The following is a 13,924-nucleotide window of genomic DNA, read 5'->3' as shown; positions in this document are numbered from 1 at the left end:
GCTGACTTCAGGGAGCAAGCTCCCATCTGTCCGCTCGACTTGCATGTATTAGGCACGCCGCCAGCGTTCGTCCTGAGCCAGGATCAAACTCTCCATATAAGAGTTGATATAGCTCGATTGTCTTTTCAAAAAAGACTAATGATTTAAACGTTGACGTTTTTGTTCGTTCAGTTTTCAAAGATCAATCCGCCGCTTTAGGCGACTTAACTAATATATCATTTCTGATATTTAATGTCAACAAGTTTTTTCCTCATCGATTGATGTTGTTAATCTCTTGCTGACTTGAATAAGTATACCAGTCCAACTCTATTAATTGCAAGTGCTTTTTAATAGAAACTTAATCTTTTTTTAAAGTAAAGGAATTTAATAAAAAAATGACCGCGATATGCAGTCATTTTAATACTTCATCAATAAATAACTGGCGGTTTTTCTCTAAATGAATAATATCGCCGGTTTCTATGAGTTTCACAAGTGGCCTCGTCGGTGCTTTATCTTCTATAAAAAGAATCTCAGCTGTCTGGCCATCCGAAAGCTTCACCAGGCTTCCAATGGAAAAAGTCATGATGCCGGAGCCAAGCGCCTGGATGGATGGAATATCAAATTTGCCAAAGCTGTCCTGTATCAGCATTTCAAGCACTTTAAACGGAGATTGCTTCCTTCTGTAGAGCCTTTGGGAAGTCATGGCATGAAAGGCATCCGCTACTGCGATGATTCGTCCAGCCTGATTAATTTTGCTTCCTTGTTCTCCAAACGGATAACCGCTGCCGTCGAGACGTTCATGATGCTGAATAATGCCGATCTTAGTGCTTTCTCTTAACAAAGAGATATTTTGAACCATTTTAAAGCTGAGGATCGAATGCTTTTTAATTTCTTCAAATTCCTCGGAGTTCAATGTAGTGCTTTTGTGCAAAATGGATGGGTTTATTTTTGCCATGCCAGCATCAGCCAGGCACCCTCCCAGGGCAAGCTGCACAACTTCCCCCTTGTTAAAATTCAGTTTTTTTCCTATAAATGCGCTGATCATTCCCACTGCTACTGAATGCTGGTATAAATAATCTTCATTTGTAGAAAGATGATGCAGTGAAAAGATAGAGGATGGGTTTTTATCCATTTTTTCAATCAGCGGAATCATAATATTTCTTATTTTGGCGATATCCACCGGAAGGCCTGATTGCCAGGATGTAAATTCCCTTTTGAAATGTTGTACGCCTTTCAGGAATGAATTAATATGACTTGATTCCACTTCCACTTCAGCTTCATCCATGTTTCCGGCAGATGTCATTGACTTTCCGCTGATCATGGTAGTTTCAACTTCTGCTTCCTCAATCAGAAATATTTTCATAATATCCAGCAGTTCCTTCGTCAGCACTGTTTTCCGGCTGATAATAGGGCGATTTGTCAAACTGAAAACATCCTCCGATAAGATGCAGCCTGCTTTTAATTCCTGTATGGGTACACGCACTGTTTCCACACTCCAAATATGAGTCTTTTTTACTATTTTACATTATTTGGGCAAAAAAAAGGAACACAAATCTGTGTTCCCCGAAATTTATTGCAGTTATTCTTCGCTATTATCGCCGGTTACTTCTTCTTCTGGAAGTGAATCGGCATCTTCAAGAGGCTTTGTTAATTCTTCATCATCTTTTTCCTCTTCTTTTTCAACTCTTGCTACAGTCGAAACGGCTTCGCCTGCTTCTTCATTTATGCGGATGAGTCTGACACCCTGCGTGTTTCTTCCCATGGTGGAAATATCACTGACTGCCATACGGATCAGGACGCCGCCTGTTGTAATAAGCATAACGTCTTCTTCACCTGTGACAGCTTTCATGGAAACAAGGCTTCCGTTTTTATCCGTAATGTTGCAGGTCTTGATTCCTTTACCGCCTCTGCCCTGAACACGGTATTCTTCGGCTGGAGTGCGTTTTCCATAGCCGTTTTTGGTTACAATCAGGACTTGGCTGTCTTCCTCAAGAACTTCCATGCCAACAACTTCATCACCATTGCTTAAGTTAATTCCCTTAACACCAGTTGCCGTTCTTCCCATTGAACGGACATCTTCTTCAGGGAATCTGATCAGCATGCCATGGCTGGTCCCAATTATGATTTCCTTGCTGCCATCTGTCATGCGAACTGATATTAATTCATCATCTTCACGCAGATTTAAAGCAATTAAGCCATTATTGCGGATATTGGCAAAGGATGATAATGGTGAACGCTTGGAAATTCCCTGTTTAGTGGTAAAGAACAGGAACCAGTCATCGGCAAATTCTTCAACAGGAATTATTGCATTTACCCATTCATCTTTGTCCACTCCAAGAAGGTTAATGATTGGTATCCCCTTCGCAGTACGGTTGAATTCAGGTATTTCATATCCCTTAGCGCGATAAACCTTTCCTTTGTTCGTAAAGAAAAGAATTGTATCGTGTGTGGATGTGGTAATGAGGTGTTCCACAAAATCGTCCTCATTGGTTCCCATTCCCTGGATTCCCCGCCCTCCGCGTTTTTGGGCGCGGTAAGTAGAGACTGGAAGACGCTTGATGTATCCCTTATGAGTTAGAGTCAGAACAATATTCTCACGTGGGATCAAATCTTCGTCTTCAATGTTTTCGATGCCGCCTGCAACTATTTCAGTTCGGCGTTTATCGTTGAATCTTTCCTTGATCTCCGTTAATTCTTCACGGATGATTTCCAGTACTTTTTCTTCGTCAGCCAAAATAGCTTTTAATTCTGCAATAAGGGCCAGAAGGTTTGCATATTCTTCTTCAATCTTTTCACGCTCCAGGCCTGTCAGACGCTGCAGACGCATGTCCAGGATAGCCTGAGCCTGTTTTTCGGAAAGATTGAATTTGTTCATTAAACCTTCTCGTGCAATATCTGTTGTCTGAGAGCTGCGGATCAGACTAATTACCTCATCAAGATGATCAAGGGCGATCCTTAAGCCTTCTAAAATATGTGCGCGTGCTTCTGCTTTTCTTAATTCAAACTGTGTCCTCCGGCGTATAACAACCTTTTGATGTTCTAAGTAATACTCAAGACACTGTTTTAAATTCAGAACCTTAGGCTGTCCATCCACCAATGCCAGTAGATTAATTCCAAAGCTTGTCTGAAGGGCAGTTTGTTTATAAAGATTATTTAATAATACACTTGCATTTGCGTCTCTTCTGACTTCAATGACAATTCGCATTCCATTACGGTCAGATTCATCACGCAGGTCGGTGATGCCATCAATTTTCTTATCTCTGACAAGTTCCGCAATTTTTTCAATCAGCTTTGCTTTGTTAACCTGATAAGGAATCTCATGCACAATAATGGTCTCTTTGCCATTAGCCTTTTCTTCAATATCAACTTTAGCACGCAAAGTAATGGAACCGCGGCCAGTTTCATAGGCTTTGCGGATTCCGGTTCTTCCTAGTATCATTCCGGCAGTCGGAAAGTCCGGCCCAGGGATGATATCCATTAATTCAGGAATAGTCATTTCAGGGTCTTGGCTAATGGCCAGAACCCCATCAATTACTTCACCAAGCTGGTGAGGAGGAATATTAGTGGCCATCCCGACAGCGATTCCCGATGTTCCATTTACCAGTAAATTAGGGAAACGGGCAGGCAGTACGACCGGCTCCCTTTCTTCCCCATCGTAGTTATCCTGATAATTAATGGTATCTTTATTGATATCCCGTAAAAGCTCCATTGATATTTTGGACATACGGGCTTCTGTATAACGCATGGCAGCTGCAGAGTCGCCATCCACTGAACCGAAGTTGCCGTGTCCATCAACCAGCATGTATCGATAGTTAAAGTCCTGTGCCATACGCACCATTGTTTCATAAACAGCAGAGTCACCGTGCGGGTGATACTTACCAATTACATCTCCGACGATACGTGCTGATTTTTTATAAGGCTTATCAGAATGCATGCCGAGATCGTGCATTGCATAAAGAATGCGGCGGTGCACCGGCTTTAAGCCATCACGCACATCCGGAAGCGCACGTGAAACAATTACACTCATGGCATAATCCAGGAATGATGAACGCATTTCCTGGCTAATGTTAATTTCCTTTATTTGGGACCTTGGCGTATCAGCCATATAAAGAACCTCCCTTTTTAAGGGACTTGGAATTTACCACAGTCTCTTAATTTGTCAAACATTTTTTAGATTATCGCACTGTTGTGCTCAAAAAGTGACGCTTTCTTATGTAAAAGCAGGATAGTCATCCTATCCTGGCTTTTGATTATATATCTAGGTTTTTTACATATTGGGCGTTTTCTTCAATGAAGTTTCGGCGTGGTTCCACTTTATCGCCCATTAATATTTCAAACGTTTCATCTGCTTCAATGGCATCTTCAAGGCTCACCTGCAGCAGTGTTCGTGTTTCGGGATTCATCGTTGTCTCCCACAGCTGGCCTGGATTCATCTCGCCAAGACCCTTGTAGCGCTGAACATTCGGCTTAGGCTGGCTGGACAAGTTGCTCATAACTTCTTCAAGCTGGCGTTCATTATAGGCATATTCAATCTTCTTGCCCTGCTGTACTTTATACAATGGCGGCTGCGCAATGTAAATATAGCCCGCTTCTAAAATTTGTCTCATATAACGGTAGAAGAAGGTTAATAATAATGTCCTGATGTGTGCTCCATCCACATCGGCATCTGTCATGATCACAATCTTATGATATCTGGCTTTTGCAATATCAAAGTCTTCGCCAATACCTGTACCGGCTGCAGTAATCATAGCCCGCACTTCATTGTTGGAAAGAATTCGATCGAGACGGGCTTTTTCAACGTTTAGGATTTTCCCTCTTAACGGCAGGATTGCCTGGAAGTGACGGTCGCGTCCCTGTTTGGCTGAGCCTCCGGCAGAGTCACCCTCAACGATATAAAGTTCCGATATGGCAGCATCTTTAGATGAGCAGTCGGCCAGTTTCCCCGGCAGACTTGATACTTCCAAAGCACTCTTTCTTCTGGTTAGTTCACGGGCTTTCTTAGCTGCCAGTCTGGCACGTGCAGCCATTAATCCCTTTTCGACCACTTTCTTGGCTACCGACGGATTTTCCAGCAGGAACTTCTCAAGAGCTTCCGCAAAAATCGTATCAGTTGCAGTTCGCACTTCTGAATTGCCAAGCTTCGTTTTAGTCTGTCCTTCAAACTGAGGGTCCGGGTGCTTTATAGAAACAATCGCCGTTAAACCTTCACGGACGTCTTCCCCAGAAAGGTTAGCATCATTGTCTTTGAATAGACCGTTTTTTCTGGCGTAATCATTAATCACTCTTGTTAGAGCAGTCTTAAATCCTGATTCATGTGTTCCGCCTTCATACGTATTAATGTTATTGGCAAAAGAATAAATATTGCTTGTGTAGCCATCATTATACTGAATGGAGACTTCAACTGTAATGCCGTCACGTTCTCCCTCAATATAAATTGGTTCTTCATGGAGAACTTCTTTCGTTCTATTCAAATGTTCAACGTACGATTTAATTCCGCCCTCGTACATATATTCATTTTTCTTATTTTCCTCACGTTTATCTTCAATCGTAATGGTTAATCCTCTATTCAGGAAAGCCAGCTCACGAATACGGTTTGCAAGGGTTTCATAATCATATTCAAGCGTTTCAGTGAAGATTTCACTGTCCGGTTTAAAGTGGATAGTTGTTCCTGTGTGATCGGTTTCCCCAATCACTTCAAGATCAGCACTTGGAACGCCGCGCTCAAACTTCTGATAATGCTTCTTGCCGTCACGATGAACATATACTTCAAGTACTGTTGATAGCGCATTAACTACAGAAGCACCAACACCATGCAGACCTCCGGAAACCTTGTATCCGCCGCCTCCGAATTTACCGCCTGCATGAAGAACCGTCATAATGACTTCGACTGCCGGGCGCCCCATTTTTTCATGGATTCCGACTGGGATCCCACGTCCGTTATCCACTACCGTAATACTATTATCCTTTTCGATAATCACATTGATTTCAGAACAATAGCCTGCCAGTGCTTCATCTATACTATTATCGACTATTTCCCAAACAAGATGGTGAAGCCCTTTGGCACTTGTTGAACCGATATACATTCCCGGACGCTTCCGAACCGCTTCCAGACCTTCCAGTACCTGTATCTGATTCTCATCATAGGATTGTTCCTGCACTGCCTTTTGCTCCATTGCCACATCGGTCACCTGCACTTTCTATTTCACTAATCTATAAAAAAGCCTGGCATTTGAAATGAGCCAAACTATAACTTTCACTGGCTTGCCTCTTTCCATATCGGATCCGGCCTGCCTTTAAAATTCATGAACACTTAGTTTATGGGATCGTTTTTTTAACGTGCCTGAGGATAGTGGAGAAAAATAGATCTTTTCTGTTGTGACGACCACAGATTTATAGGAACCCTTCGCGAGGTTCACAACTGGTTCCTCCCGGCTCTCCTTATGCTCCTTTGCATACTCGGAAGCAAGGACTGTTTCTTTATCAATAATAGCGACAATATCCCTGGCCCTGACCAGCACATCTTCACCTATATGGATGTACATGTGATCACCTCACTGAATCTTCTTGATTCTCCCTGATTCCACATTGAACGCTGCTGCTTCTTTAAGTGTCTGATGGTCTATTCCATCAACGCTTGTAGTAGTGACAAACGTCTGTACTTTTCCCTGGATGGTATTCAATAAATGGGACTGGCGATAATCGTCCAATTCCGAGAGGACGTCATCAAGCAGCAGAATGGGATATTCCCCAATCTCAGAATGGATCAGTTCAATTTCGGCAAGCTTGACCGATAGAGCCGTTGTTCGTTGCTGCCCCTGTGAACCGAATGTCTGCACATCGCGCCCATTCACATGAAAAATCAGGTCATCGCGATGCGGCCCAAACATAGTGACGCCGCGGTCTATTTCCCTGTTCTTCACTTTTTCGAATTTATCCTGGTACACTTTAACCATTTTCGACAAATCTTGTTCTTCTGATACCTCAGCAGAAGGCTTGTACTCAATTTTCAAGGTCTCAAGCCCTCTTGAAATTCCTTCATGGATCGGCTGTGCCCAATTCTCGAGGAGTCGGAGGAACTCATAGCGCTTTGAAACAATCTTTACAGCCATTTCTATGAATTGCTCAGTTAAAATCTCAAGCATGGTATGATCGGTCTGCTTTTTGATCTGGAGCATCTTCAGATAGTGGTTGCGCTGCTGGAGAATTTTCTGATACTGGCTGATATCATGCAAATAGACAGGCGAAACCTGCCCAATCTCCATATCAATAAAGCGACGCCTTACTTGAGGGCTCCCTTTCACTAGATGGAGATCTTCAGGCGCGAACATCACAACATTCATATTGCCGACATACTGGCTTAATTTCTGCTGCTCTATATGATTGCATTTGGCTTTTTTGCCTTTTTTGCTGATAACTAATTGCATGGGCAGGGATCCTTGCCTTTTTTGAACCCTTCCCTCTATTTTAGCATATTCCTGATCCCAGCGAATAAGATCTTTGTCATTTGATGTCCGATGTGACTTTGCCATTGCCAGCACGTAGATCGATTCCATGACATTTGTTTTCCCCTGGGCATTCTCTCCCAAAATTACATTCACTTTATTTTCGAAATTGACTTCAAGTTCTTCGTAATTCCGGTAATTCTTTAACAGCAACTGCTCTATATGCATAGACGCTACATCCTTTAAAATATTAACGCTAAAAAACGGCGTTTAGACGATCGTAAATTCACCGACATCCGGAATTTCGATTTTATCTCCGGTTCTTAGCTTTCTTCCCCGTCTTTGATCCTGCTCGCCGTTGACGAAGACTTCGTATTCACTCAGGAACCATTTGGCCATTCCGCCTGTTTGAATCACATCTGCGGCTTTTAAAAATTGGCCCAGCGTAATATATTCTGTATCAATTTGAATTTCCGTCATATTTTCACTCTTTCCCATTGTCCGACTTCCAGCGCTGCAGTTTTTTTGCACTTTGGCAAAACAATTTCAGAATGGTATCTAATATTCTATTTTACTAAATAAATCTCAGATACACAAAGAAAAGTCGCCTGCAGCCCGTTATTTTCATTATTCCCCTGGTATTGGCCAATATTCTGGCAGTAAAAAAGTAAGCCGCCGGCACAGCCGGCAGCTTTTTCTTAATATGTTCTAACTGGCAGAATCAATTGGAGAATTGATTCATCGTTTAACGGTTTGATGATGAATGGTCTCATGGCGCCGGTGAAGCTGATTGTAATTTCAGAGCCTTCGAGTGCTTTTAGGGCATCCATCATAAATTTCGCGCTGAAGGAGATTTTTAATTCTTCGCCTTCTACGGATTTGCTCTGAACTTCTTCGACTACTTTCCCGACTTCAGGAGTGTTGGATGAAATTTCGATCACTCCGCCATCGATTGTAGAAAGCTTGACCACATTGTTACGGCCTTCTTTTGCAAGTAAAGAAGCACGGTCAATAGCCTGCAGGAATTCTTTTGTATTGACGACCACATCTGTTTTGCTATCTGAAGGGATCAGTCTGGATGTATCCGGATAATTACCTTCAAGCAGCCTTGAGAAGAACAGCAGATGCTCGGCTTTAAAGAGAACCTGGTTTTCAGTAATAACGATATCAATCAAATCATTGTTGTCATCTAGAATTTTGCTTAATTCACTTAAGCTTTTTCCTGGAATAACCACATTGTAGGTTTCACTGGCCGTTGTTTCGATCTGCGCTTTGCGCAAAGCCAATCTGTGGCTATCTGTTGCAATACAGGTTAATGTGCCGTTTTCCACCTTCCAGTTTACACCTGTCAAGATAGGGCGTGTTTCTGAGGTGGACACTGCGAAAACGGTTTGGCGAACCATTGCTTTTAATAGGTCCGTAGGAATTTTAAACATTTTTTCTTCTTCAATTTGAGGCAGGTGCGGATATTCCTCAGCATCCAGGCCATTAAGATTGAATTCAGATTTACCTGAGCGGATGACTGTCTGCAAATGGTTTTCCACAGCTATCTCCACGCTGTCAGTCGGAAGCTTTTTAACGATTTCACTGAAGAACTTCGCTTGGAGCACGATGGCACCAGGCTGTTTGATCTCTACAATTTCATTTCCGCCTTCTTCTTTAGGAATAAAAGATTCAATGGAAATATCAGAGTCGCTTCCCGTTAATGTAACTCCTTCTTCAGAAGCAACGATTTTAATCCCCGTTAATATGGGAATAGTCGTTCTGCTTGTTACAGCTTTCATAACATCCTGGACGCTTTGGACCAGCTGGTCGCGTTGGATTATAAATCTCATTTTTTAAATCCTCCAAGCATATTTTAATGGCGTATTGAATATATATATTTTTTATAAAAAAATAGTAGAAGTACTAGTAGGGCCTGTTAGTATGTGGATAACTGTATTTTTTGAAAGGAAACACAGCCTATCCACATGTGGACAGACTGTGTGTAAGTCAGGTCAAGTTATACACATTATACCTTGAGCATTTCATTGATTTCTTTCAGCTGCTTTTCAAATTGTGAATCAGACTGAAGCATTTTTGATATTTTTTCATGGGCGTGAATGACGGTCGTATGGTCCCTTCCGCCAAATTCCTCTCCTATTTTAGGAAGAGAAAAGTCGGTTAATTCCCGGGACAGGTACATGGCAATCTGACGGGGGAATGCGACAGACTTAGTCCGTTTTTTTGCCTTAAAATCCTCAAGCTTTACATTAAAATGTTCCCCGACCACCCTTTGAATTTCTAGGATGGTAATAACCTTTGGCTTGGAGCTTGGAATAATATCCTTTAATGCTTCTGCTGCAAGGTCGGCATTAATATCTTTATTTATTAAAGAGGAGTAAGCTACTACGCGAATCAGGGCACCTTCAAGCTCACGAATGTTGGAGTCAATCTGATTGGCAATGTAAAGCATAACCTCATTAGGAATATCAAGTCCCTCCGCTTTGGCCTTTTTGCGCAGAATAGCAATACGCGTTTCAAGGTCAGGAGGCGTAATATCTGTAATTAGGCCCCATTCAAATCTGGAGCGGAGACGGTCTTCGAGTGTCGGTATTTCTTTTGGAGGACGGTCACTTGAGATAATGATCTGCTTGCTTTCCTCATGCAATGTATTAAAAGTATGGAAAAATTCCTCCTGCGTCTGTTCTTTTCCAGCCAAAAACTGAATATCATCGATTAGAAGAACATCCACATTTCGATATTTATCGCGAAAATCGCCCGCTTTGTTATCGCGGATCGAGTTAATAAATTCATTGGTAAATTTCTCGGAAGATAAGTATACGACTTTAGCTGAAGGATTATGATCTAATACATAATGGCCGATTGCGTGCATAAGGTGAGTTTTTCCGAGTCCAACTCCCCCGTAAATAAATAAAGGATTGTATGCTTTCGCCGGTGCCTCTGCTACAGCAAGTGATGCTGCATGAGCGAAGCGGTTTCCGGATCCAATGACAAACGTGTCGAATGTATACTTCGGGTTCAGCATCGTTAAAGGCAGTTCCGGCGGTTCTTCCTCCGGCTTTTTCTTTTTTGGCGGAAGAGGAAGATCGACTTCTTCTTCACTCTGATTTTGCGGAATGATGAATTTCACTCCTAATTCTTCACCGGTAATGTCATAAAGAATTCCGGAGATCAGCTGGGAATAACGCTCTTCAAGCCAGTCACGGGCAAACTCATTCGGGGCCTTAACGACTAAAGTGTCTCCCTGCAGGGAATGCGCCTTTGTCGACTTCAGCCATGTATCAAAACTGGGCTTGCTGATTTTTTTCTCGATATTGGCCAGAGCATTATTCCAAAGATCCGCAATATTTTCCAATGATATCCCTCCTTTTCCATCTAAAATTAATATTTAAATTACGTCCAAGTTCAAATGCCTTTCCGTGGACATTTTGGGTTTTTCTTTGTTTCGCGCCACAAAAACGATAGGTTATACACGCTGTATAACCCTGAAGTTTATAAATATACGAAACTGTTTATGTGGAAAATCATATAATAAGGAAGTAAAGTGGAATTTCGACAGTATCCACTGTCTGTGGACAAACTTTTACAAACCCCTTGGATAACCTGTCCACATGTTATCCACAATCTGTGGATAATGAAGATATACACAATGATTTATTAAGTGTGAAAACACAATTATGATAACAGATAATGCTTTTAACTGCAATGCTTTTTAAACCCTTATCCACAACATGCCCATCCTGTTCATAAAAATTGTCCACAGCTTTTGGTTGTGTGCAAAACCTGTCAATATGTGATGTGGATAATAAAAAAACTGTCGAAATTTTATCCACAGCCCTTTATTTGGGGGATTCTATTCCACTGGACTTGTAATGTTACTGCCATTTTTGTTGGACGGATCATACCCGTGTCAGGGGAAATTTGCAGTCTCCAAGACAAACTTTTACAATGGAGAAATGAGAAAAACGTGGAAAAATGAAATTTTAGGATGACATTCAGGCAAAAAGAAGGTAAACTTTCTGAGTGGGTTCTTTCAGATTTGTAAAAAAGAAAAAGAGAAGCAATGAGAGGAAGCCAGGTTCAAACTACTAATTCTTTGCCATTGAAGGCAGATTGACTTATATGCATAGTTGACAATTTTCTAGTTACATCTATATAATTAGAAAGACTGTCTTTAACAGCAATTCCTCAGGGAGGTGTCATATATGAAAAGAACTTATCAACCAAACAAGCGTAAAAGAAGCAAGGTACATGGTTTCCGCAGCCGCATGAGCTCTCCGACAGGACGTAACGTTCTAGCTCGCCGCCGCCGCAAAGGAAGAAAAGTATTATCTGCTTAGGCCACTGAAACGTCAGTGGTCTTTTTTTCCATGTAAAGATAAATGTCCAAATTAGATAATGTCTAGCTCCAGCGCCAGCCCCCTCAAGAAGATGCAGGGGGTGACCCTAGGCGCTTGCGCTTTTCTGAGTAGGTGATGACATGAAAAAAGAGTTCCGTGTAAAAAAGAATAAAGAATTTCAAGAGGCCTTTAAAAAGGGAAAGTCATTCGCCAACCGCCAATTTGTCGTTTACATCTTGAGAAAAGAGGAGCAGAATCATTTTCGCATCGGGCTTTCTGTCAGCAAAAAAATTGGCAATGCCGTTATGAGAAACCAGATCAAAAGGTATATCCGCCAGGCATTTTTAGAACTGGAGGAAGAAGTAAAGCCACAATATGATCTGATCGTCATTGCAAGGAAACCGGTGGCAGAAATGGATTTTCATGAAGTGAAAAAGAGTCTGATCCATGTATTGAAGATTTCGCGGGTTTTGAATAAACCGGGACTTGGAAATACTAAAAACAAATAATTGTTATCTATCTTTATTATGAAGCACTTCATTTTAAAAGATGTTAAAATAAGATACATATGAGCGTGTCCCTCTGGCCGGGGGATGAGCAAATGAAATCCATAATAATATCAGGAGCAATTAAGGAGGAAAAAACGGTTGAAGAAACGAATATTCCTACTAATCGGTTTAGTGTTTGTGATGGCCCTTTTATCGGGCTGTACAGAAATTAACCAGCCGATTACGTCTGAAAGCAAAGGCTTTTGGAACGAGTATATTGTCTACCCGCTTTCGCTGTTTATTATTAAGGTAGCGGAATTTGCAGGCGGCAGCTATGGACTATCGATCATTATTGTGACGATCCTTATCCGTCTGGTTATCCTGCCATTAATGATTAAACAAACGAGAAGTTCAAAAGCGATGCAGGCGATTCAGCCAGAAATGCAGAAGCTTCGTGAAAAATACAGCTCGAAAGACCAGAAAACCCAGCAGAAGCTGCAGCAGGAAACAATGGCTTTATTTCAAAAGCACGGCGTTAATCCGCTAGCAGGATGTTTCCCGCTAGTGATTCAAATGCCGATCCTGATCGGTTTCTACCATGCGATTACACGTACGCGCGAAATTGCAAACCATAATTTCCTTTGGTTTGACCTTGGTTCTCCGGATCCAATATACCTATTGCCTTTAATTGCGGGTGTGACAACGTTCATTCAGCAGAAAATGATGATGGCCGGCACTCAGCAGACAGGGCAAATGGCTGCACAAATGAAAATGATGCTTTATCTTATGCCGATCATGATCGTTGTTTTTGCCATTAACTTCCCGGCAGCTCTTTCTTTATACTGGGTAGTGGGTAATATCTTCATGATCATTCAAACGTATTTCATTAAAGGTCCGGACCTGAAAGCTGCAGCGGCCGGAAATGCAGGAGGAGCCAAAAAGTGAAACAAGTAACTGCTACAGGACAGACCGTCAAGGAAGCAGTAGAGTCAGCTTTAGCTCAATTAAACACAACAGAAGACCGCTTAGAGATTACTATTGTTGATGAAGGTAAAAAAGGCGTTTTCGGGATTTTTGGATCCCGGCCGGCCGTGGTGAAAGCTGTGAAAAAGCCTGATCCGATTGAGGAAGCTGAAAAATTCCTTAAAGATGTCAGTGCAAAAATGGGCGTGCCCATCGAAATTGAAACATTACGTGAAGGAAAGAATGTTCAATTTATCTTATCCGGCGAAAAGATTGCTCTTTTAATCGGAAAAAGAGGGCAAACGCTCAATTCACTCCAGTATTTGACACAGCTGGTTATCAACCGCTATGCCGAGCAGTACTTAAATGTGGTGGTCGATGCAGAGGATTACCGGAAAAGACGCCAGGATACCCTGATTCAACTGGCTGAAAGGCTTGCTCAAAAAGCTTTGAAGACGGGAAAAGAAATTGCGCTGGAACCTATGCCTTCCTATGAACGCAAAGTGATCCATACCGCTCTCGTAAATAATAAGCGAATCAAAACCTATTCTGATGGCAATGACCCGCACCGCCATATTGTCATTTCACCAGCTAAAACCAGATAATGTTTTGCAAAATCCCAATCCATTCCGGATTGGGATTTTTTTGTCGTTCTTTGTCAAAGCTCCGCAAATTATTAAATCTCAATTGGTTTTATTGTTATTCACAT

General features: G+C 41.9%; 12 protein-coding genes and 1 rRNA gene. 4 read left to right on the top strand and 9 right to left on the bottom strand.

Going from position 1 to position 13,924, the window contains the following annotated elements; genetic code table 11:
* The 9 genes from M3205_RS17125 to dnaA form a co-directional block, all read right to left on the bottom strand.
* Positions 1 to 99: ribosomal RNA gene (locus tag M3205_RS17125) — 16S ribosomal RNA — on the bottom strand; the annotation flags it as partial.
* A 292-nt stretch (positions 100 to 391) separates the two neighbouring features.
* The gene (locus M3205_RS17120) at positions 392 to 1,462 is read right to left on the bottom strand and encodes an HD-GYP domain-containing protein (RefSeq protein ID WP_251171032.1); all 1,071 of its coding nucleotides are present in this window, start codon (positions 1,460 to 1,462) and stop codon (positions 392 to 394) included.
* A 96-nt stretch (positions 1,463 to 1,558) separates the two neighbouring features.
* Positions 1,559 to 4,084, bottom strand: a complete 2,526-nt coding sequence (gyrA, locus tag M3205_RS17115) for a DNA gyrase subunit A (RefSeq protein ID WP_251171031.1) — start codon at positions 4,082 to 4,084, stop codon at positions 1,559 to 1,561.
* Between the two features lie 145 nt (positions 4,085 to 4,229).
* Complete coding sequence (gene gyrB / locus M3205_RS17110; protein ID WP_251171035.1) at positions 4,230 to 6,152, bottom strand: DNA topoisomerase (ATP-hydrolyzing) subunit B; 1,923 nt, start codon at positions 6,150 to 6,152, stop codon at positions 4,230 to 4,232.
* Between the two features lie 120 nt (positions 6,153 to 6,272).
* Entirely contained in the window at positions 6,273 to 6,521 is a 249-nt protein-coding gene (gene remB, locus M3205_RS17105; RefSeq protein ID WP_095245540.1) for an extracellular matrix regulator RemB, read from the bottom strand.
* 9 nt (positions 6,522 to 6,530) lie between these two features.
* Entirely contained in the window at positions 6,531 to 7,649 is a 1,119-nt protein-coding gene (gene recF / locus M3205_RS17100; protein ID WP_251171030.1) for a DNA replication/repair protein RecF, read from the bottom strand.
* Positions 7,650 to 7,691: 42 nt separating this feature from the next.
* Positions 7,692 to 7,919 carry a S4 domain-containing protein YaaA gene (gene yaaA / locus M3205_RS17095; protein ID WP_274578479.1) on the bottom strand — a complete coding sequence of 76 codons (228 nt, stop codon included), beginning with the start codon at positions 7,917 to 7,919 and terminating at the stop codon, positions 7,692 to 7,694.
* Between the two features lie 200 nt (positions 7,920 to 8,119).
* Positions 8,120 to 9,256 (bottom strand): DNA polymerase III subunit beta, encoded by a 1,137-nt coding sequence (gene dnaN / locus M3205_RS17090; protein ID WP_251171029.1) that lies wholly within the window; start codon positions 9,254 to 9,256, stop codon positions 8,120 to 8,122.
* Between the two features lie 176 nt (positions 9,257 to 9,432).
* On the bottom strand, positions 9,433 to 10,779 hold the full coding sequence (gene dnaA, locus M3205_RS17085) for a chromosomal replication initiator protein DnaA (RefSeq protein WP_251171028.1): 1,347 nt from the start codon (positions 10,777 to 10,779) through the stop codon (positions 9,433 to 9,435).
* 850 nt (positions 10,780 to 11,629) lie between these two features.
* Between dnaA and rpmH the strand changes: the two genes are divergently transcribed.
* From rpmH to jag, 4 genes are all read left to right on the top strand, one after another.
* Positions 11,630 to 11,764 carry a 50S ribosomal protein L34 gene (gene rpmH, locus M3205_RS17080; protein WP_095245544.1) on the top strand — a complete coding sequence of 45 codons (135 nt, stop codon included), beginning with the start codon at positions 11,630 to 11,632 and terminating at the stop codon, positions 11,762 to 11,764.
* A gap of 140 nt (positions 11,765 to 11,904) precedes the next feature.
* Positions 11,905 to 12,273, top strand: coding sequence for a ribonuclease P protein component (rnpA, locus tag M3205_RS17075; RefSeq protein ID WP_251171027.1), 369 nt, complete (start codon positions 11,905 to 11,907; stop codon positions 12,271 to 12,273).
* Positions 12,274 to 12,411: 138 nt separating this feature from the next.
* Positions 12,412 to 13,197: a YidC family membrane integrase SpoIIIJ gene (spoIIIJ, locus tag M3205_RS17070; protein ID WP_251171026.1), complete on the top strand. Its 786-nt coding sequence runs from the start codon at positions 12,412 to 12,414 to the stop codon at positions 13,195 to 13,197.
* Complete coding sequence (jag, locus tag M3205_RS17065; protein ID WP_251171025.1) at positions 13,194 to 13,820, top strand: RNA-binding cell elongation regulator Jag/EloR; 627 nt, start codon at positions 13,194 to 13,196, stop codon at positions 13,818 to 13,820. Before spoIIIJ ends, jag begins: the two co-directional genes overlap by 4 nt.
* Positions 13,821 to 13,924: the final 104 nt, after the last annotated feature.

Origin of the sequence: Cytobacillus firmus, assembly GCF_023715565.1 — a bacterium.
GTDB lineage: Bacteria > Bacillota > Bacilli > Bacillales > Cytobacillaceae > Cytobacillus > Cytobacillus firmus_C.
This window is presented reverse-complemented; position numbering and strand designations above follow the sequence as displayed.